At 57.5% G+C, this 15,725-nt stretch carries 23 protein-coding genes and 1 pseudogene; 23 read left to right on the top strand and 1 reads right to left on the bottom strand.

The window, feature by feature from the left end:
- Positions 1 to 13: 13 nt before the first annotated feature.
- The gene (locus LCH64_RS23660) at positions 14 to 751 is read right to left on the bottom strand and encodes a S24 family peptidase (RefSeq protein WP_226501432.1); all 738 of its coding nucleotides are present in this window, start codon (positions 749 to 751) and stop codon (positions 14 to 16) included.
- A gap of 106 nt (positions 752 to 857) precedes the next feature.
- Between LCH64_RS23660 and LCH64_RS23655 the strand changes: the two genes are divergently transcribed.
- The 23 genes and pseudogenes from LCH64_RS23655 (at position 858) to LCH64_RS23545 (ending at position 15,723) form a co-directional block, all read left to right on the top strand.
- Entirely contained in the window at positions 858 to 1,058 is a 201-nt protein-coding gene (locus LCH64_RS23655; RefSeq protein ID WP_226501431.1) for a Cro/CI family transcriptional regulator, read from the top strand.
- Between the two features lie 84 nt (positions 1,059 to 1,142).
- Positions 1,143 to 1,568 carry a phage regulatory CII family protein gene (locus LCH64_RS23650; RefSeq protein ID WP_226501430.1) on the top strand — a complete coding sequence of 142 codons (426 nt, stop codon included), beginning with the start codon at positions 1,143 to 1,145 and terminating at the stop codon, positions 1,566 to 1,568.
- A 176-nt stretch (positions 1,569 to 1,744) separates the two neighbouring features.
- Positions 1,745 to 2,047 (top strand): annotated as a pseudogene (locus LCH64_RS23645) (phage replication protein); the annotation flags it as partial.
- A gap of 9 nt (positions 2,048 to 2,056) precedes the next feature.
- Positions 2,057 to 2,344: an HNH endonuclease gene (locus LCH64_RS23640; protein ID WP_226501522.1), complete on the top strand. Its 288-nt coding sequence runs from the start codon at positions 2,057 to 2,059 to the stop codon at positions 2,342 to 2,344.
- Positions 2,341 to 3,267, top strand: coding sequence for a helix-turn-helix domain-containing protein (locus LCH64_RS23635; protein ID WP_226501429.1), 927 nt, complete (start codon positions 2,341 to 2,343; stop codon positions 3,265 to 3,267). Before LCH64_RS23640 ends, LCH64_RS23635 begins: the two co-directional genes overlap by 4 nt.
- Positions 3,254 to 4,051, top strand: coding sequence for a hypothetical protein (locus LCH64_RS23630; protein ID WP_226501428.1), 798 nt, complete (start codon positions 3,254 to 3,256; stop codon positions 4,049 to 4,051). Before LCH64_RS23635 ends, LCH64_RS23630 begins: the two co-directional genes overlap by 14 nt.
- Positions 4,048 to 4,311, top strand: a complete 264-nt coding sequence (locus LCH64_RS23625; RefSeq protein ID WP_226501427.1) for a hypothetical protein — start codon at positions 4,048 to 4,050, stop codon at positions 4,309 to 4,311. The genes LCH64_RS23630 and LCH64_RS23625 overlap by 4 nt, the downstream gene beginning before the upstream one ends.
- Positions 4,308 to 4,709 (top strand): recombination protein NinB, encoded by a 402-nt coding sequence (locus tag LCH64_RS23620; protein WP_226501426.1) that lies wholly within the window; start codon positions 4,308 to 4,310, stop codon positions 4,707 to 4,709. Before LCH64_RS23625 ends, LCH64_RS23620 begins: the two co-directional genes overlap by 4 nt.
- Complete coding sequence (locus LCH64_RS23615) at positions 4,709 to 5,323, top strand: recombination protein NinG (RefSeq protein ID WP_226501425.1); 615 nt, start codon at positions 4,709 to 4,711, stop codon at positions 5,321 to 5,323. Before LCH64_RS23620 ends, LCH64_RS23615 begins: the two co-directional genes overlap by 1 nt.
- The gene (locus tag LCH64_RS23610) at positions 5,320 to 5,997 is read left to right on the top strand and encodes a hypothetical protein (RefSeq protein ID WP_226501424.1); all 678 of its coding nucleotides are present in this window, start codon (positions 5,320 to 5,322) and stop codon (positions 5,995 to 5,997) included. Before LCH64_RS23615 ends, LCH64_RS23610 begins: the two co-directional genes overlap by 4 nt.
- 168 nt (positions 5,998 to 6,165) lie before the next feature.
- On the top strand, positions 6,166 to 6,546 hold the full coding sequence (locus LCH64_RS23605) for a hypothetical protein (protein WP_226501423.1): 381 nt from the start codon (positions 6,166 to 6,168) through the stop codon (positions 6,544 to 6,546).
- Positions 6,547 to 6,871: 325 nt separating this feature from the next.
- Positions 6,872 to 7,201: a hypothetical protein gene (locus LCH64_RS23600; protein ID WP_047297555.1), complete on the top strand. Its 330-nt coding sequence runs from the start codon at positions 6,872 to 6,874 to the stop codon at positions 7,199 to 7,201.
- Positions 7,198 to 7,542 carry a hypothetical protein gene (locus tag LCH64_RS23595; protein WP_226501422.1) on the top strand — a complete coding sequence of 115 codons (345 nt, stop codon included), beginning with the start codon at positions 7,198 to 7,200 and terminating at the stop codon, positions 7,540 to 7,542. Before LCH64_RS23600 ends, LCH64_RS23595 begins: the two co-directional genes overlap by 4 nt.
- 190 nt (positions 7,543 to 7,732) lie before the next feature.
- Positions 7,733 to 7,921, top strand: a complete 189-nt coding sequence (locus LCH64_RS23590; protein WP_226501421.1) for a hypothetical protein — start codon at positions 7,733 to 7,735, stop codon at positions 7,919 to 7,921.
- Between the two features lie 63 nt (positions 7,922 to 7,984).
- Positions 7,985 to 8,176, top strand: coding sequence for a DUF2158 domain-containing protein (locus tag LCH64_RS23585; protein ID WP_226501420.1), 192 nt, complete (start codon positions 7,985 to 7,987; stop codon positions 8,174 to 8,176).
- A gap of 49 nt (positions 8,177 to 8,225) precedes the next feature.
- A complete protein-coding gene (locus tag LCH64_RS23580; protein WP_226501419.1) occupies positions 8,226 to 8,849 on the top strand; it encodes a putative metallopeptidase in 624 nt (207 codons plus the stop codon).
- 31 nt (positions 8,850 to 8,880) lie between these two features.
- Positions 8,881 to 9,342 carry a DUF2280 domain-containing protein gene (locus LCH64_RS23575; RefSeq protein WP_226501418.1) on the top strand — a complete coding sequence of 154 codons (462 nt, stop codon included), beginning with the start codon at positions 8,881 to 8,883 and terminating at the stop codon, positions 9,340 to 9,342.
- Entirely contained in the window at positions 9,329 to 10,630 is a 1,302-nt protein-coding gene (locus LCH64_RS23570; protein WP_226501417.1) for a terminase family protein, read from the top strand. Before LCH64_RS23575 ends, LCH64_RS23570 begins: the two co-directional genes overlap by 14 nt.
- Entirely contained in the window at positions 10,627 to 12,045 is a 1,419-nt protein-coding gene (locus tag LCH64_RS23565; RefSeq protein WP_226501416.1) for a DUF4055 domain-containing protein, read from the top strand. The genes LCH64_RS23570 and LCH64_RS23565 overlap by 4 nt, the downstream gene beginning before the upstream one ends.
- On the top strand, positions 12,020 to 13,108 hold the full coding sequence (locus LCH64_RS23560) for a minor capsid protein (RefSeq protein ID WP_226501415.1): 1,089 nt from the start codon (positions 12,020 to 12,022) through the stop codon (positions 13,106 to 13,108). The genes LCH64_RS23565 and LCH64_RS23560 overlap by 26 nt, the downstream gene beginning before the upstream one ends.
- 24 nt (positions 13,109 to 13,132) lie before the next feature.
- The gene (locus LCH64_RS23555) at positions 13,133 to 13,882 is read left to right on the top strand and encodes a hypothetical protein (RefSeq protein ID WP_226501414.1); all 750 of its coding nucleotides are present in this window, start codon (positions 13,133 to 13,135) and stop codon (positions 13,880 to 13,882) included.
- A 137-nt stretch (positions 13,883 to 14,019) separates the two neighbouring features.
- Complete coding sequence (locus tag LCH64_RS23550) at positions 14,020 to 14,748, top strand: hypothetical protein (protein WP_226501413.1); 729 nt, start codon at positions 14,020 to 14,022, stop codon at positions 14,746 to 14,748.
- Positions 14,749 to 14,760: 12 nt separating this feature from the next.
- A complete protein-coding gene (locus LCH64_RS23545; RefSeq protein ID WP_226501412.1) occupies positions 14,761 to 15,723 on the top strand; it encodes a major capsid protein in 963 nt (320 codons plus the stop codon).
- The last annotated feature ends 2 nt before the right edge of the window (positions 15,724 to 15,725 follow it).

Genomic DNA, 15,725 nt, shown 5'->3' with positions numbered 1-15,725 from the left:
TTTTTTGGTTCTTCTACAGCACTGATCTAGGCCATTTTGCGTCAACAACTCGACCCACTACCGTCCAGGTATTATCCACTTCTATTGTAGGAAAAGCCGGGTTCAATGGCTTCAAGTACGCTTTGCCGGAATCTCTAACCAGCTGCTTGAACGTCGCTTCATTGGTGTCGATGAGTTTTGCTACCACGTACTGCCCGCTTTCGACGTCACTCCCTGGTGCAACAAGGATAATCATCCCCTCACTGAAGCTCATACCGTTCGTAGAGGTCATCGACGGGCCGCGAACCTTGAGCCAAAAACCATTCGGTCCAGCCCAGGCATCTGACGGATGAGTCGCCTCGAAGTCGCCAATACTGAACAGATCCATTGCCTCGCACGCAACTCCAGCCTGCACCCAACTAATCTCCGGATATTCGTAATAACGCGCTGGTCCAGTAGCCAGCTCTACGTTCGCATCGAATGCATGGGGCGTAGAAATGCTAACACCGCTCGCCATGTCGGCTATTTCCTTGGCAAGCCGAGGGCTGAAGTCAGCAACATCGATCCCCAAAATTTTGGCAAACGCGGCCGCCACAGGCGCATTCAGTGGATTCACACCGTTCATGTAATGACTGACTGAGCTCTGGTTCATCTCCAGGGCGTGGGCCAGCTTTTCCTGCGTCAATCCCAGCGCGTGCTTCTTTGAGGTGAATAGCGCTTTGAGTTTTTCGCATTCAGCTTTGCGGGACGGATCGAGTGCTTTTTTGGTCATCCCAGAATCTTATTCCTTACGGTAATACTCACCAAATGCCAATGGCATTTACTTTTAAAAATGCCATAGGTAATATTTGTGTGTGAGAACCACGGAGATTATTCCCATGAACCGAATTCACATCACTGATTTTGCTCGCTGGCTCGGACAGAGCGAGGCTGCCGCTCTGTTGGGGATGACGCAGGGCGCCATTAGTAAAGCCATTCGTATTGGCCGTGACATCTATGTCACGCCTCACCCTAATGGGATTTGTACAGCCGAGGAGGTGAGGGCATTTCCTTCGCAGAGTCAGCGCTTAGCTAGCTGATCGACCTTCTGGTCCGCAGTTCCATTGAGCAAATCATCGCCTCTGCATCGGCAGAGCGCTACGTAAAGAAATTTGAGGTGTTACATGCAGGCATTGATGAAGGCGATCTATGACGTGGTTGATGATCACGGCACTAAGAAAATCGCCGAAGGCGCGGACTTCAAATCACGGACGTTGCTTTCCCAGAAGGCGAACCCGGACTACGACAGCCACCGAATGAACGTGGAAGAACTTCACCGAATCATGAAGTTCACCCAAGACTTTCGTCCGCTTGCAGCATGGGCGGAGGCTTTCGGTTTCGATCTGGTTCCAAAGGAAAAGCCGGAAGGCATCAATCTCAACGCCGCGCTTCTGCGGCTGCATGCTGATCTTGCCGACGTCACCCGACTTGCGTTCGATGCACAGGCCGATGGGCGAGTCTGCTCGGTCGAAAAAAAGAGCCTGCTTAAGGAGGCTGAGGAAGTGATCGTCAGTCTGGAAGTATTCAAGCAGTCCGTGAAGGCAGCCTGAGTTTCAGACACAAAAAAGCCGACGGAGAAGGTCGGCTGATTCGCAAAACTAGAGAGGCCCGATTATGCAGAGCCAACCAATTTCGAGCAATACCCCGAACAATGTCGCGACACAGTTTCAGAATTCGCAAAACGTGTCACGCATCTCTTTCACGCCTAGCGTCAGGAACACCTGACATGCAGTTCACCGTCACGATCAATCAGGTGAAGGCGTTGGAATGGGGGCTGAATTCTCAGCAAGCATTGCTGTTCGCCTTCGTCTACGGCTGCCCGAGCTGGACCAAGCCAATCAAGACTGACGACGGGATCTTCTTCGCGCTGAGCAAGGCCAAGATCATCGAGGAGCTGCCGCTGCTCACTGACAAGCCAGACACTGCTTACCGCATGCTGAAGGCCTTGGAAGAGGCCGGTCTGATTGAGCTTTCCAGCACTTCGAACATCACGCTGTTCCGCCTGACCGAGAAGGCGATCAAGTGGAATCCGGATCGCATGGGGCACTTCAGTTCATATCAGCCGCCGGTGCAGCCACCTCGCCGTCGAACGAAGAAGAAGCCGATCCCCTCAGGTTTGCGTGCTCGCGTATTTGCTCGAGATGGGCATGTCTGCCTGCGCTGTGGCTGTTCGGTACGACTCCGCTTGAGAGCTGACCATGTCATTCCAGAGAGCCTGGGTGGCGAAGCATCCATGGAAAATCTTCAAACACTGTGCATGTCCTGCAATAGCTGGAAGGGTGTTCAGACCATCGATTTTCGCGGTATCGCCGGAGGTGCCGCATGAGCATGGGCCTTATGGTCGCCGCTATGAAGCTTCGCGTCGGTAACCCACTGCGTAAGCTGGTCCTCATCAAGCTGGCAGACAATGCGAGTGATATGGGGGAGTGCTGGCCCTCCTATCAACATATTGCCGATCAATGCGAGATCAGCAAGCGTTCCGTTATGAACCACATCAGCGCGCTGTGTGAGTCAGGGCTGTTGCGCAAGGAAATTAGGAAGGGTGGGCCGAAGGGCAACTCGTCGAACGTTTACTTCCTGACCCTTGATGGTGGTGCACATCCTGCACCAGGGGTAGTGCAGCAGATTCACCAGGGTGGTGCAGCAGGTTCACCCCCTAGTGAAGCTCCTGCACTAGGGGGTAGTGCAGGAGCTGCACCCAGAACCAGTCACTCTTCTGAACCAGTCAATGAACCGGTCATTGAACCAATTGCACCCCCGGCTTCCGCCGATGTTGTGCCGGCTCAGTCCCGCAACCTAGTGCTGGTGGTTGATCGCACCGATACGCCACGGGTCGAGATTCCCGCTGACATGCCGGGCCCGAAAGACCAGTCCTGCAGAACCTTCAAGGTCTGGGCGAACTACGCCATGGCCTACCGCAAGCGCTACAGCACTTGGCCGGTGTGGAACGCCAAGGTCGGTGGCCAGCTCGGCCAACTGGTCGACCGCCTCGGCGCTGATGTCGCTCATCACGTCGCCGCGCACTACCTGAAAACCAGCGATGCCGCCGTCCTGCGCAAGTGCCACAGCCTCAACGAACTGCTGGCAAATGCCGAGAGCTACCACACCCAGTGGGTGACCGGTCAGCGCATCAACGGGACAACCGCACGCCAGATGGAACGCACTGAGGCGAACGTCTCCGCCGCCGAACAGGCCGCGCAAATGGTTTTGGCGAAGCGCAAAGCAGGGGAGCGCAATGAGTACCTTTGAAATGAACGATCACCAGGTTGCCGGCCTCGCCGCCGCGATCTGCGCCACCGCCGAGGCCATGGGTCAGGAAATAAACCCAGGCACTGCGGCGATGATGGCTGAAGACCTTTGCGCTTACTCGGTGCCCGCCGTGAAAGCTGCGCTGAAGGCCTGCCGCTTCGAGGTGAGGGGCAAGCTGGCGATGGCCGACATTCTCCAGCGAGTGCAGGCCGCTGACGGCCGCCCGGGCAAGGACGAAGCATGGGCGATCGCCATGACCACCAACGATGAATTTGAAACCGTGGTGCTGACCGACGAAATCCAGCTCGCGCTGGCTGCGGCGAAACCTGTCCTCGACGCCGGCGACAAGGTCGGTGCGCGCATGGCGTTTAACAGCGCTTACGAGCGCCTGGTGGGGCAAGCCCGGGAGGACGGCAAGGAGGTGAACTGGCATGTGTCTGTCGGTTTCGACGCCAACCGCCGCACACAGGCAATCACCAAAGCTGTGCAAATGCAGCGAATCCCACAGGAGCGCGCTCAGCAGTACCTAGCCGACTTGAGTGTCGCGCCGGTCACTGAAGACGGTCGGGCCGTCGTTGCGCTGCTCACCGGTGAGATCGCTCGCCCTTCCCCAAAACTGCGCGAGAAGCTCGCCGCGGTGAAGGACTCGATGCTGGCGATGCGCAAAGCCACGGACGAGGAAAAAATAGAACTGCGAATTTTGGAAGCCAATGAACTGGCTGATCGCCGGGCGCTGCTGATTCGGCAGGCCGAACAATTGAAAGCAGGGAGCGCGGCTCAATGACCGATACCACTGAACAGAAAAAGCAAGCTGAGGCCAGCTTCAAAAACTTCCACCGCAGCCTCTGTGAGCGCTTCGGTTACTACCACGACGAGATCGACTGGCAGCGTGATCAGGTTTCGCTGGAAGAACACATCGCTACCCAGCTCAGCCATATTACTGCCGAGAACGCTGCGCTGCGCGGACAAGTCGAGGCGTTGCAGCGCGCTGCTGGCCAGCTCCAAGAACAAGTCGAGGCTCTGGGCGTGAAGGTGGCGCCATGAATCCCGAATACACGATCCGCGATCAGCGCGACATCAATCGACTCGCCGGAGTCCTGCACGCCATCGACCTGACCAAGCCAAAGGTGGTGGTGATCCGCGACGAGAAGCGCCCGGACGTCTGCAACCGCAAGATGTGGGCAATGCTCAAGGACGTATCCGAGCAGGTTATCTGGTACGGCAAAAAGCTCAGCGACGAGGACTGGAAGTGCCTTTTCAGTGCCTCGCTTGAAAAGCAGCGCGCGGAGCCCGGCCTCGACGGTGGGTTCGTTGTGATGGCCGTATCGACCCGCAAGCAGTCGCAGAAGTGGTTCAGCGATCTGTTCGAGCTGATGCATGCCTTCGGCGCCGAGCATGGAGTGCGCTGGACTGAGCAGGACAAGTGGGGAGGGCGCTACTGATGCGGACTGCCATCAAGGAAAAGAAGGCGCCCAAGCCGAAGAAATGCCGCGTTGCCTCCTGCGGGGCCTCATTCGTACCCGCGCGCTTGGGTCAGGCCGTTTGCAGCCCAGCCTGCGCGCTGAAGGACGCGCCCCGGAATGAGCAGAAGGCGAAGAAGGCAATCGCTCAGCGCGACCGCCGCGAGATCAAAGTCCGCAAAGAAAAACTGAAGACCAGGGCTGACCACCTGCGCGAAGCCCAGGCGGCGGTGAACGAATACGTCCGCCTGCGTGACGCGCACCTACCGTGCATCAGCTGCGACTCAATGCCGAACGACAACGACCTGATCACCGGCAGCCGCTGGGACGCCGGCCATTACCGATCCGTGGGTGCCTGTCCGGAGCTGCGCTTCGAGCCGTTGAACATCCACCGCCAGTGCGTGAAGTGCAACCGCAACCTGTCCGGCAACGCGGTCGAGTACCGAATCCGGTTGGTGCAGCGCATCGGCGCCGACAAGGTGACCTGGCTCGAAGGGCCTCATCAGGCCTGCAAGCACACCGTTGAAGAAATCAAAACCATCAAGGCCGAATACCGGGCCAAGACCCGAGAACTGAAAAAGGGGCAGGCAGCATGAAATTGATCAACGCACGTCAAGCGTGGACAGACGCACAGCATGAGTCGAACGCCTCAATCAGTGCGGCAGCGGCTGACCGGGCAAAATCCGCAACCGTCGTCCGGAAGGAAAAGGCCGCGCTTCGAGAGGTCATTTTTGCCGCCCAGGGCGATGACAAAGAAGAGCGCATCATGGCCGTGCGCCAGAAGATCCACATTGCCGAGACGCGCCGCACGCCTATTGGCCGTTCAACGCATCGAGCTGCGCACCTGGTGACCATGGGGAAGGTGCAGAAGGCGATCGAGTCGCTGCCGTTCCAGGTACAACAGTTGGGGCACTACCTCTACCACCCATGCATGACCGTCGTTCACATGCTCAACGCCGAGAAGCTGATCTGGAACGATATGGACTTTTCTGCGCTGACGGATGCCAAGGCATCGAAGGTGCATTGCCTGATCACCTGCGCTCTGCAGTCCTACAAGGCTGAGGCGAACGGCGGTGATGCGTGGGGCCCTGCTCGAGTGTCTGACGCCATGATGAAGCTGTACGGCATCGCTATTCAGCCCAAGCACTGGGATCGCGATTGGCTGGATATTTGGAATTTCCTGCGAAAGTCCATCGAGGAAGTGGATATTCAGGCTCAACAACCTATCTGGCAGGTAATTCACGCAGAAAATTCAGAGGATGCGGCATAAAGGTGTTGCCATGGTGGGGAATTTGATGTACTTTTCCCACACTGCGCAACTTACATTCAGCGCACGACAACTCCTAACCCGGCAAATCGCCGGGTTTTTTATTCAGCCTTGAAAATACGCGTATTGCCCATATTAAAGTGCCACTAAAAACTATCGGCGATTTCTAATATGCGCTTGACACTGCAAATGCTTTTTCAGCAAGACCACACCACCTTTCTCCCAGATGATGAAAAAGCGTTCCTCGTTCGCGTTCAGCTATCTGGGAGTGACGAATACGAGGGCTTCCATGAAGTAATGGAGTCGGCGGGATTTTTGCGGACGATAAAGGACATGGGTGGGAAGTTGAGAAAGCTTCCGGAAGCGACTTATGTCATTACGGGTCAGACCGAGAAGTGCACGCCTCAAGACATTCATAGCAAGGTCGTTCGTGCCGTGAATAAGCATAAATCTGACTCTAACCAGCCCAGTGTGACGGCTCAAATAATCGCCGTTTCGGTCTCCGATGCATGGTTCGAGCTTGAGGAAATGCCAGACGTGCAAGAAGAGTGACGTCAGCTAGACTCTGAATAACCCCCCCCGCTCTGTGCGGGGTTTTTTATCGCTTGAAAACCTCTGGAGCCAGGACAGTCATCGGGTAGGCCCGGACGTCGATAGCCGGATAGTGCGACGTACGGAATCAACGCCGGCAGCCCGTGCACCCTGACCTCAAACTTGCTTTCGGGGTGGCGCGAGACTGGATCAGCGAGATCGATGCATAGGGGCGTCGACGTTGAGAAGGCCTTTGGCAGACAGCTCGGAAAGACGAGCGCACCTATTCAGGGCCTCTGCACTTGCAGGGGCCTTTTCGTTTCTTCATGCCCACGGAGTCGAGCGCATGGACTTTTTGCACCGCCTGCTCGACAGATTGGATCTGCTGATCGCCGGCCTGTTCGGCGTCATCGTCGCCAGTTGGTGGCACAAGGACGATCTGACCGATTGGCGCGCCTGGCTGATCTTCCTCACCACTGGAGTGGCCTGCGCCCTATACCTGACCGGTATGGTCAGTGCATACCTTGGCGTGACCGAGCCGAACATCGTTGCCGGTGTCGGCTTCCTGTTGGGCACCTTCGGCGGATCGCTGCTCGCAGCCATCAACCGGGCCATCAAAGCCGCTGACCTCTGGGCGCTCATTCGCCAGCGGTTCGGGGGAGGCAATCCACCATGAGTCTTGAACTGATCAACTCTATCGCCTGCGGCTTGATTGCCTTGTGGGCGACCTGGTGTGTTCTGAGCGGTCGAGTGCGGGACGGCGTCATCGGCAAGCTGATCTATTCGGCGATCGCCATTAGCGGCTTCGTGGTTATGGCGCGCAGCCAGAACATCTTCTTCGGCCCGACCAGTGCCGGACTGACCTTGCATGTCGCCCTGGCTCTGGCCGGTTCCCGGCACATCTTCATGGTCACATGCTGGCAGCGGGTGAAGGTCTGGCTGTGCCGGACGCTGAACTGCGAGCACTGCCTGCACTGTGACAAGGCACCTGGTGGTATCGAGCGCCGGAGCAAGTAAACCGCGCCATGTTTTCGAATGCGCCAAATCGTGGCGCGCAATCATGAGGAATCACCCATGGACAACCAGCACAAGAAAATCACCGGCTAGGTGTTGACCAGCGCCTGCTTGCACTGGCCAAGACGAACTTGCAACAAGGCTTCATGTGGTTTGTGCGCTCTGTCGCGAAGCCTGCTGATCCATTCAGCTGATGGGCAAAGTCACGCGCTTACGGCATGTGCTTCCCATGGGGCAGGACGTCAACGCTGCTGTAAGCGCTCTCGACAAGGCCATTGCCGATGCCGTGGACGCCGCCAAGGCTGCCGGGCTGCCCCAGGGCCTGATCGTTGGATTGCTCCACGGCCATGCCCATGCCCAGACCCAAAACATGGTTAGCTAAGGCCTGGTTGAAATGATGTCATTTGCGCATCATCATACGAGCTCATTAAAAAGGAGTTGTGCAGTGTCTAATATTGAAAAAGGTGATGTTGTTGCACTTAAAAGTGGCGGGCCGAGCATGACGGTGAATGATATTGTCGCTGAGTGGGGGACCGGCGAGATGTTAGCGAAATGTACATGGTTCAATAGTTCTGACATGACACAGCACGAAAACTTCGCCCTCTTCACGCTTAAGAAGATTGACTTGGAAGGATAGGCAATCAGGACCCCGCGCAATGCGGGGTCTTGTTTTATGAGTGTGGCGCATGAATAGACCATTCCCGTCATCCGCAATGCTCGCGAGATCCGAGTTATCTGACTTCGGTATCAGCCTCACCCCAGCTCCCGAAGTGTGGGAATGGCTCCAAGCCGAGATCCTTGCCGACACCGGCAGCATTTACAACGAAGACCATGCTCACCTGCTGGATGCAGACATCCGGGTCATGTGGGCGTCGTCGAGCTTCGAGAAGCAGGGCAGGACAGTGCTTGGCCAGGCCGAGCAAGTAGGGTTCCGCACCGGAGGCTGGCAGAAAGCCCGTATGGAGCAACAGATGCGTGATTGGTTCGGCGACGTGCCGGCTTTCATCATCACTCTGGCTGCTGACTACTGCGCCGACTGTACCGATGCTGACTTCTGCGCATTGGTCGAACACGAGCTGTATCACATAGCCCAAGCGACCGATAAGTACGGCCAGCCAGCATTCACCCAAGACGGATTGCCAAAGCTTGAGATGCGCGGACACGACGTCGAGGAGTTCGTCGGTGTGGTGCGTCGCTATGGAGCAAGCCCAACAGTTCAAGAGCTGGTGGACGCTGCAAACAATCCTGCTGAGGTGGGGAAAATGAACATATCGAGGGCCTGCGGAACCTGTCTGCTCAAGTCGGCCTGATTCTGGACAGGCTCTGGACGGATGAAAACCTATGGCAGCCCTTCAAAACGACGTGAAGGCCTTTATCGTTCAGGCCTTGGCGTGCTTCGACACGCCGTCACAGGTTGTTGAAGCCGTCCAAAAGGAATACGGGATAACGGTGACTCGCCAACAGGTAGAGACGCACGATCCCACAAAGGCATCAGGGAAAGGCCTGGCCAAGCGCTGGGTGACGATGTTTGAAGACGCCCGCAAGCGCTTTCGCGAGGAAACCGCCGAGATCCCGATCGCCAACCGCGCCTACCGTCTTCGGGCCATGAACCGGTTTGTCGAGCGGGCCGAGACGATGAAGAACATCGGCCTCGCCATGCAGATCCTTGAACAGGCCGCGAAGGAAGTCGGCGACGTCTACGTCAATCGCCATCGGAAGGATGAGCCTGACGACGAACCGGCAATCCCGACGCGCATTCAGGTCGACGTAGTGGATGCGAGGAAGCCGAATGCCGAGCCTTAACGTTCCGCAGTCGCAGTTCCTCCTGTTGCCCCACAAGTTTCGCGCATTCGTTGCTGGATTCGGCTCCGGAAAGACCTGGGTCGGATGCTCAGCGCTCAGCAAGCATTTCATGGAGTGGCCGGGCGTCAACGCCGGTTACTTCGCTCCGACTTACCCGCAGATCCGCGACATCTTCTATCCCACTATGGAGGAGGTGGCCTACGACTGGGGGCTGAAGACCAAGATCAACCAGGCGAACCATGAGGTTCACATCTACAGCGGCCGGCAGTATCGCGGCACTGTGATCTGCCGGTCGATGGAGAAGCCACAGACCATCGTGGGCTTCAAGATCGGCCACGCTTTGGTGGATGAGCTGGACGTGCTGACGTCGATCAAGGCGCAGCAGGCCTGGCGCAAGATCATTGCCCGGATGCGTTACAACATCCCTGGGCTGAAAAACGGCGTGGACGTGACCACGACGCCGGAAGGCTTCAAGTTCGTCTTTCTCCAGTTCGTGAAGCAGTTGCGCGACAAACCGGCGCTGAAGGAAATGTATGGGCTGATCCAGGCCAGCACCTTCGACAACGAGCTGAATCTGCCGGATGACTACATCGCCTCGCTGATGGAGTCGTACCCCGAACAGTTGATCCGCGCGTACTTGAACGGCCAGTTCGTCAACCTGACGTCCGGGTCGATCTACCACGCTTACGACCGCAAGCTGAACCAGTGCTTCGACACGGTCCAGCCCGGCGAACCGCTGTTCATCGGCATGGACTTCAACGTCGGCAAGATGGCGGCGATCACCCACGTCAAGCGTGATCAGGGACTGCCGCGCGCCGTGGACGAGTTGATGGATGGCTACGACACGCCGGACATGATCCGGCGTATCAAGGAGCGGTACTGGGAGCACACCGGCAACGACTTCAGAAAGACCTGCGAGATCCGCATCTACCCAGACGCCTCCGGCGATTCGCGCAAGTCGGTCAATGCCAGCCTTACCGATATCGCCATGCTCAAGCAGGCAGGCTTCACGGTCATCGCGCCGGCGGCCAACCCACCAGTGAAAGACCGGATCAACGCCATGAACGCCATGTTCTGCAACGCGCAGGGCGAGCGGCGTTACCTGGTCAACCCGTTTACCTGCCCGACCTACGCCGACGGCCTGGAGCAGCAGATCTGGGCGCCCAACGGTGAGCCGGACAAAAGCCAAGGTAACGACCACGCCAACGATGGCGGCGGTTACTTTATTCACCGCGAGTACCCGATTATTAAACCGGTCACCGCTATCAAAATGGGATACGCCCGATGAGCAACGACGTCTCCTTCAAGCGGGCGGACTACATAGAAGTACTGGATCGCTGGTCGACCGTGCGCGATGTCTGCGCTGGCCAGCACCGGGTTGTCGACCGACTGCCTTACATCAACGCTCACGACAAGTCGCCGGAGAACGTAGACCGAAACAAGGCCTATCGCGAACGGGCGGTGTTCAAGAACGCCACCGGTCACACGCGCAATGGCTTGCTCGGTTTGGCGTTTCACAAAGATCCGACGCTGACAGTCGCCAAGAAGATGGAGTACCTGCAGGACAACGCCAACGGCTCCGGCGTGAGCATCTACCAGCATTCGCAGGGCACGCTCGAAAAGGTGCTTGAGGCTGGGCGGCATGGTCTGTACGTCGACTATCACCAAGACAGCGGCACCGGTGGGCACTCGGTGATCCTGTCGTACTGCGCAGAAGACATCATCAACTGGCGTACAGGCATGGTGAACGGTCACAGCGTTCTGACCCTGGTGGTGCTGCGCGAGTCGCCGGAGATCGAAGACGGCTTCGGCTTCAAGGTGGTAGAGCAATACCGGGAACTGGCTCTCGAGGATGGTGGCTTTGTCTGCCGCGTTTGGCGCCGGTCCGGGCCGAAAGGGGGCGGGCCGCTGGCTGTTGTTGAGGAGTTCAAACCCACCGGCGCCGCCGGCCGCCTGAAGGAGATCCCATTCACCTTTGTCGGCGCGCAGAACAACGACCCGAGTATCGACGAGTCACCGCTTTACGATATCGCCATGATCAACCTGGGCCACTATCGGAACAGCGCCGACTACGAGGACAGTGTCTTCTGGTGTGGCCAAGCTCAGCCGTGGATTTCCGGTCTAGACGAGCAGTGGCGCGACTGGATGGAGAAGAACGGTGTTTATGTCGGCTCCCGCGCGCCGATGATGCTGCCAACCGGTGGCGCCTTTGGTTATGCCCAGCCGCTGCCGAACACGCTGGTCAAAGAGGCAATGGCCGACAAGAACCAGATGATGATCGAACTGGGCGCCCGAATGGTCGTGGCTTCTCTCTCATCCAAGACGGCGACCGAAGCCCGCGGTGATCAGTCGGCATCGACGTCGGTGCTTGCCGGCTGTGTGGCGAACGTCAGCGAGGCGTACACCCGCGCGATCATGTGGTGCTGCGCCTACATGGGCGTCGACGACGCGAAGGTCGCTTACCAGATCAACCAGGAGTTCGTGGAACTGACGGCTGATCCGCAAATGATCACCGCGCTGGTCGGCCTCTGGCAGAACGGCGGCTTCGCCAAAGCGGATCTTCGGGCGTACCTGCGCAAGTTGGGCCTGATCGCGCCCGAACGCACAGATCAGCAGATCGATGGTGAGCTGGCAGAGCAAAGTGACGGCTTGGGCCTGGACGACGAGGACAAAGTAGATGGCGGCAAACCAAGCAATCCTTGACGCCACGATTCGGCACGCGGTCTTTCTCGAAAAGCTGAAGGCCGGGGAGGTCGGCAAGTTTGCTCCCTTCCTCAAAGAGATCGACCGCTCGATCCGCGATCGGCTGACTCAGTCGGATCTGACCGAGTACAACGTGAAGCGGCTGGAGGTGCTGCTGAAAGAGGTCGACAGTCTGCTGCTGGGCATCTTCGACCGTTACAGCGCGCAACTGAACCTCGACCTGATCGACATCGCCAACTACGAGGCTGAGTTTGAGGCGTCGAGCCTGGCCCGGTCGGCGCCGGTGGGTGTCTCGTTGGATGTGGTTGCGCCCACGGCGGCGGCTATCCGCACCGCGGTGCTGACCAATCCCCTCAGTGTGCGCGGCACCGGCGGAGGTAAGCTGCTGAAGTCGTTTATCAAGGGATGGACCAGTGCTGAGTGCGAGCGCGTCACCGGCACGATCCGGCAGGGTTTCTTCGAAGGGCAGACGAACTTCCAGATCATCCGCAACATCCGTGGTAGCAAGGCAACCGGCTACAAGGACGGGGTTCTTGCCACCACCAACCGCAATGCCAGCACGGTGGTGCATACCGCGATTCAGCATGTGTCGTCCCAGGCGCGCATGGAGGTGGCCAAGGCCAACACGGACATTGTGTCCGAGGTTGAGATGGTCGCCACGCTGGACAGCAAGACCAGCCAGCAGTGTCGGTCGATGGATAAGCGCCGATTCCCGGTCGATTCCGGGCCGCGCCCACCGTTTCACCCGAATTGCCGAACCACGTTCGTCCTACTTACCAAGCTCAACGAGATGTTCGCCAAGGGCGCTACGCGGGCGGCGGTGGGCGCAGGTGGAGCAGGGCAGGTCAGCGCGAGCCTCGACTATTACCACTGGCTTCAACAACAGCCCGCGTCGTTTCAGGACGTGGCAATCGGGCCGGTGCGGGCAAAACTGTTCCGCGAGGGCGGCCTGAGTGTCGATCGCTTCGCAGAGCTGCAGCTTGATCGCAACTTCGCACCGCTGACGCTGGTGCAGATGAAAAGTCTGGAGCCGCTGGCTTTTGAGCGTACGGGTTTGCTATAACGCCTCCAATAAAATGGAGGTGGTATGAAGTATTTTGTTGTATTCGGCTTACTTATTGCGTGCGCGGTGAGCAGCCTTTTAGGCCTGACTCTGGGCATAAACCTAAATCCAAGTTCGACTACCAAATATGTACTTAACTGGGGGAGTTTAGGTGACTGGGTTGCCGGGCTAGGTACATTTTTTGCCGTTGGTGTTGCACTATGGCAGTCATTTGCTCAATCGCAAAAGGAGCGAATCAGGACTCTCGTCATTGATAAAAGTGAGCCCCATTCCTGGACGCTGCGTATTGTTTCAGAGGGACTAATACCCGTAACCGTTTTAGGCGCTGAGATTCATTTAAAGGAACTCAGGTGTAAGCTCCCATTTTCAAATGTGCAGAAACTGAATCTGCAGTTTCCTCAGCGGCTTGAGCGAGGTGATGTGCTACAGCTGATTGAGGTAGATGGTGGAAGCTTTGAAAAACTTGCAGAGGCATTGGCAGCGCCATTGGTAGCCTCCCTAAGTCAAATCGGAGTTCGCCCTCGTGATATGAGTTATGGGCTGAATGAAGAGTATTTCGCTGCCCTAGAGTCCCATAGAAAAGCAAAAGCGAAAATTGTGATTAGATTGGCTCATGACGACGTCAGCCATGATATGGCTTCGAGCCTAGTTGACGATTTGTTTTCGATAGTTATTGCTAAACACAGAGCGTTAGCGGAGAAGGAAGCCAAACAAAAAATAGCGGAAGACCAAGCTTTTTTAGATGAGATTCGACAGTTCGCATCCAAGGAATAATTTTTCCTGTGGCTCTTAATCTCAAACCTTAATTGCAAGTAATTTTAAATAAGCTTCATTGTTTCAGAGCAAACCGCCCTCGGGCGGTTTTTTATTGTCTGCAAAGCGGGCAACACTTACCCAAAGGGTGCATCAACGTGGCAGAAGAAAACGAAATCGACCTGAACAACCCGGCAATCAAGGCCGCTATCGCGACTGCCGTTGAGGCCTCCGTATCTGGTCTGAAAACCAAGAACTCCGAATTGCTGGGCAAGCTGAAGGAAACCACCGGCAAGCTGACCCAGTTCGAAACGCAGTTCGAAGGCATCGACATCGACGCTGTGAAAGGCCTTCTCAGCCGGGCCGGCCAAGACGAAGAAACCAAGCTGCTGACAGAGGGCAGAGTGGACGAGGTATTCAACCGCCGCACCGAGCGCCTGCGTGGCGACTACGACAAGCAGTTGAAGACCGTCACCGCGCGAGCCGAAAAAGCCGAAGCCTTCGCCGCCAAGTTCCAGGGCAAAGTCTTAGGCGATTCCGTGCGCGGTGCAGCGCTGAAAGCGGGTGCTCTGCCTGAAGCAACTGACGACATCATCCTGCGCGCCAAAGGCGTGTTCTCGCTGAACGAAGAGGGTGAAGCGGTCGCCGTTGATGAATCCGGCCAGGTCATCCTCGGCAAGGACGGAAAGACCCCTCTGACCCCGCTCGAATGGGCGGAATCCTTGCGCGAAAGCGCACCTCATCTGTGGCCCAGGGCTACAGGAACGAATGCCCTGGGCGGGGGTGGCGGCCAGGCTGCATTGAAGCGCTCCGAAATGACTGCCGAGCAAAAGCGCGACTACCAGCGCAAGCACGGCCAAACCGCATACCTGCAATTGCCCAAGTAAGGGGATTCACCCATGGCAACGACTGTGAACAGCGACCTGATCATCTACAACGATGAGGCGCAAACCGCATACCTGGAGCGTGTCCAGGACAACCTCGACGTATTCAACGCATCGTCCAACGGCGCGATCGTGCTCGACAACGAGCTGATCGAAGGCGACTTCCGCAAGCGCTCGTTCTACAAGATCGGCGGTTCGCTGGAGCATCGCGACGTCAACTCCACCGGCAAGGTGACCGCGAAGAAGATCGGCGCGGGTGAAGCTGTTGGAGTCAAGGCGCCGTGGAAGTACGGCCCGTACCAGACCACCGAAGAGGCTTTCAAGCGCCGCGGTCGTCCGGTCGACGAGTTCTCCCAGATCATCGGCGCCGACGTTGCCGACGCCACTCTGGAAGGCTTCATCCAGTACGCTACCGCCGCGCTGCGCGCCTCGATCAGCTCTAATGCTGACATGGTGGTTTCGGCCAACATCGAGACCGACGGCAAGAAGACCCTGACCCGCGGAATGCGCAAGTTCGGTGACAAGTTCGGTCGTATCGCGCTGTGGGTCATGCACTCCAGTGCTTACTTCGACATCGTCGACGAGGCGATCGCGAGCAAGGTCTACGAAGAAGCCGGTGTCGTAATCTACGGCGGACTGCCAGGCACCCTCGGCAAGCCGGTGCTGGTCACCGACACCGCGCCTGCAGATGTGATCTTCGGCCTGCTGCCAAACGCTGTGGTGATCACTGAATCGCAAGCGCCTGGCTTCCGCTCTTACGCGGTGAATGACGAAGAGAACCTGGGTATCGGCTACCGCGCGGAAGGCACCGTCAACATCGATGTTCTCGGCTACAGCTGGAAGGAAGCCGCTGGCGGTGCGAACCCAACGCTTGCCGCCGTGGGTTCGGCTGCGAACTGGGTCAAGCATTCCAACAGTAACAAGGTGACTGCTGGCGTGCTGATCACCCTGACCACTACGCCACCAGCCGGCGGCTGATA

Source organism: Pseudomonas sp. MWU16-30322, assembly GCF_020515535.1.
Classification (GTDB): Bacteria; Pseudomonadota; Gammaproteobacteria; order Pseudomonadales; family Pseudomonadaceae; genus Aquipseudomonas; species Aquipseudomonas fluorescens_H.
This window is presented reverse-complemented; position numbering and strand designations above follow the sequence as displayed.

Excerpts from the sequence above, each read along its gene's own strand:
- LCH64_RS23660 (WP_226501432.1), bottom strand. The coding sequence starts at position 751 with ATGACCAAAAAAGCACTCGATCCGTCCCGCAAAGCTGAATGCGAAAAA.
- LCH64_RS23655 (WP_226501431.1), top strand. The coding sequence starts at position 858 with ATGAACCGAATTCACATCACTGATTTTGCTCGCTGGCTCGGACAGAGC.
- LCH64_RS23650 (WP_226501430.1), top strand. The coding sequence starts at position 1,143 with ATGCAGGCATTGATGAAGGCGATCTATGACGTGGTTGATGATCACGGC.
- LCH64_RS23640 (WP_226501522.1), top strand. The coding sequence starts at position 2,057 with ATGGGGCACTTCAGTTCATATCAGCCGCCGGTGCAGCCACCTCGCCGT.
- LCH64_RS23635 (WP_226501429.1), top strand. The coding sequence starts at position 2,341 with ATGAGCATGGGCCTTATGGTCGCCGCTATGAAGCTTCGCGTCGGTAAC.
- LCH64_RS23630 (WP_226501428.1), top strand. The coding sequence starts at position 3,254 with ATGAGTACCTTTGAAATGAACGATCACCAGGTTGCCGGCCTCGCCGCC.
- LCH64_RS23625 (WP_226501427.1), top strand. The coding sequence starts at position 4,048 with ATGACCGATACCACTGAACAGAAAAAGCAAGCTGAGGCCAGCTTCAAA.
- LCH64_RS23620 (WP_226501426.1), top strand. The coding sequence starts at position 4,308 with ATGAATCCCGAATACACGATCCGCGATCAGCGCGACATCAATCGACTC.
- LCH64_RS23615 (WP_226501425.1), top strand. The coding sequence starts at position 4,709 with ATGCGGACTGCCATCAAGGAAAAGAAGGCGCCCAAGCCGAAGAAATGC.
- LCH64_RS23610 (WP_226501424.1), top strand. The coding sequence starts at position 5,320 with ATGAAATTGATCAACGCACGTCAAGCGTGGACAGACGCACAGCATGAG.
- LCH64_RS23605 (WP_226501423.1), top strand. The coding sequence starts at position 6,166 with ATGCGCTTGACACTGCAAATGCTTTTTCAGCAAGACCACACCACCTTT.
- LCH64_RS23600 (WP_047297555.1), top strand. The coding sequence starts at position 6,872 with ATGGACTTTTTGCACCGCCTGCTCGACAGATTGGATCTGCTGATCGCC.
- LCH64_RS23595 (WP_226501422.1), top strand. The coding sequence starts at position 7,198 with ATGAGTCTTGAACTGATCAACTCTATCGCCTGCGGCTTGATTGCCTTG.
- LCH64_RS23590 (WP_226501421.1), top strand. The coding sequence starts at position 7,733 with ATGGGCAAAGTCACGCGCTTACGGCATGTGCTTCCCATGGGGCAGGAC.
- LCH64_RS23580 (WP_226501419.1), top strand. The coding sequence starts at position 8,226 with ATGAATAGACCATTCCCGTCATCCGCAATGCTCGCGAGATCCGAGTTA.
- LCH64_RS23575 (WP_226501418.1), top strand. The coding sequence starts at position 8,881 with ATGGCAGCCCTTCAAAACGACGTGAAGGCCTTTATCGTTCAGGCCTTG.
- LCH64_RS23570 (WP_226501417.1), top strand. The coding sequence starts at position 9,329 with ATGCCGAGCCTTAACGTTCCGCAGTCGCAGTTCCTCCTGTTGCCCCAC.
- LCH64_RS23565 (WP_226501416.1), top strand. The coding sequence starts at position 10,627 with ATGAGCAACGACGTCTCCTTCAAGCGGGCGGACTACATAGAAGTACTG.
- LCH64_RS23560 (WP_226501415.1), top strand. The coding sequence starts at position 12,020 with ATGGCGGCAAACCAAGCAATCCTTGACGCCACGATTCGGCACGCGGTC.
- LCH64_RS23555 (WP_226501414.1), top strand. The coding sequence starts at position 13,133 with ATGAAGTATTTTGTTGTATTCGGCTTACTTATTGCGTGCGCGGTGAGC.
- LCH64_RS23545 (WP_226501412.1), top strand. The coding sequence starts at position 14,761 with ATGGCAACGACTGTGAACAGCGACCTGATCATCTACAACGATGAGGCG.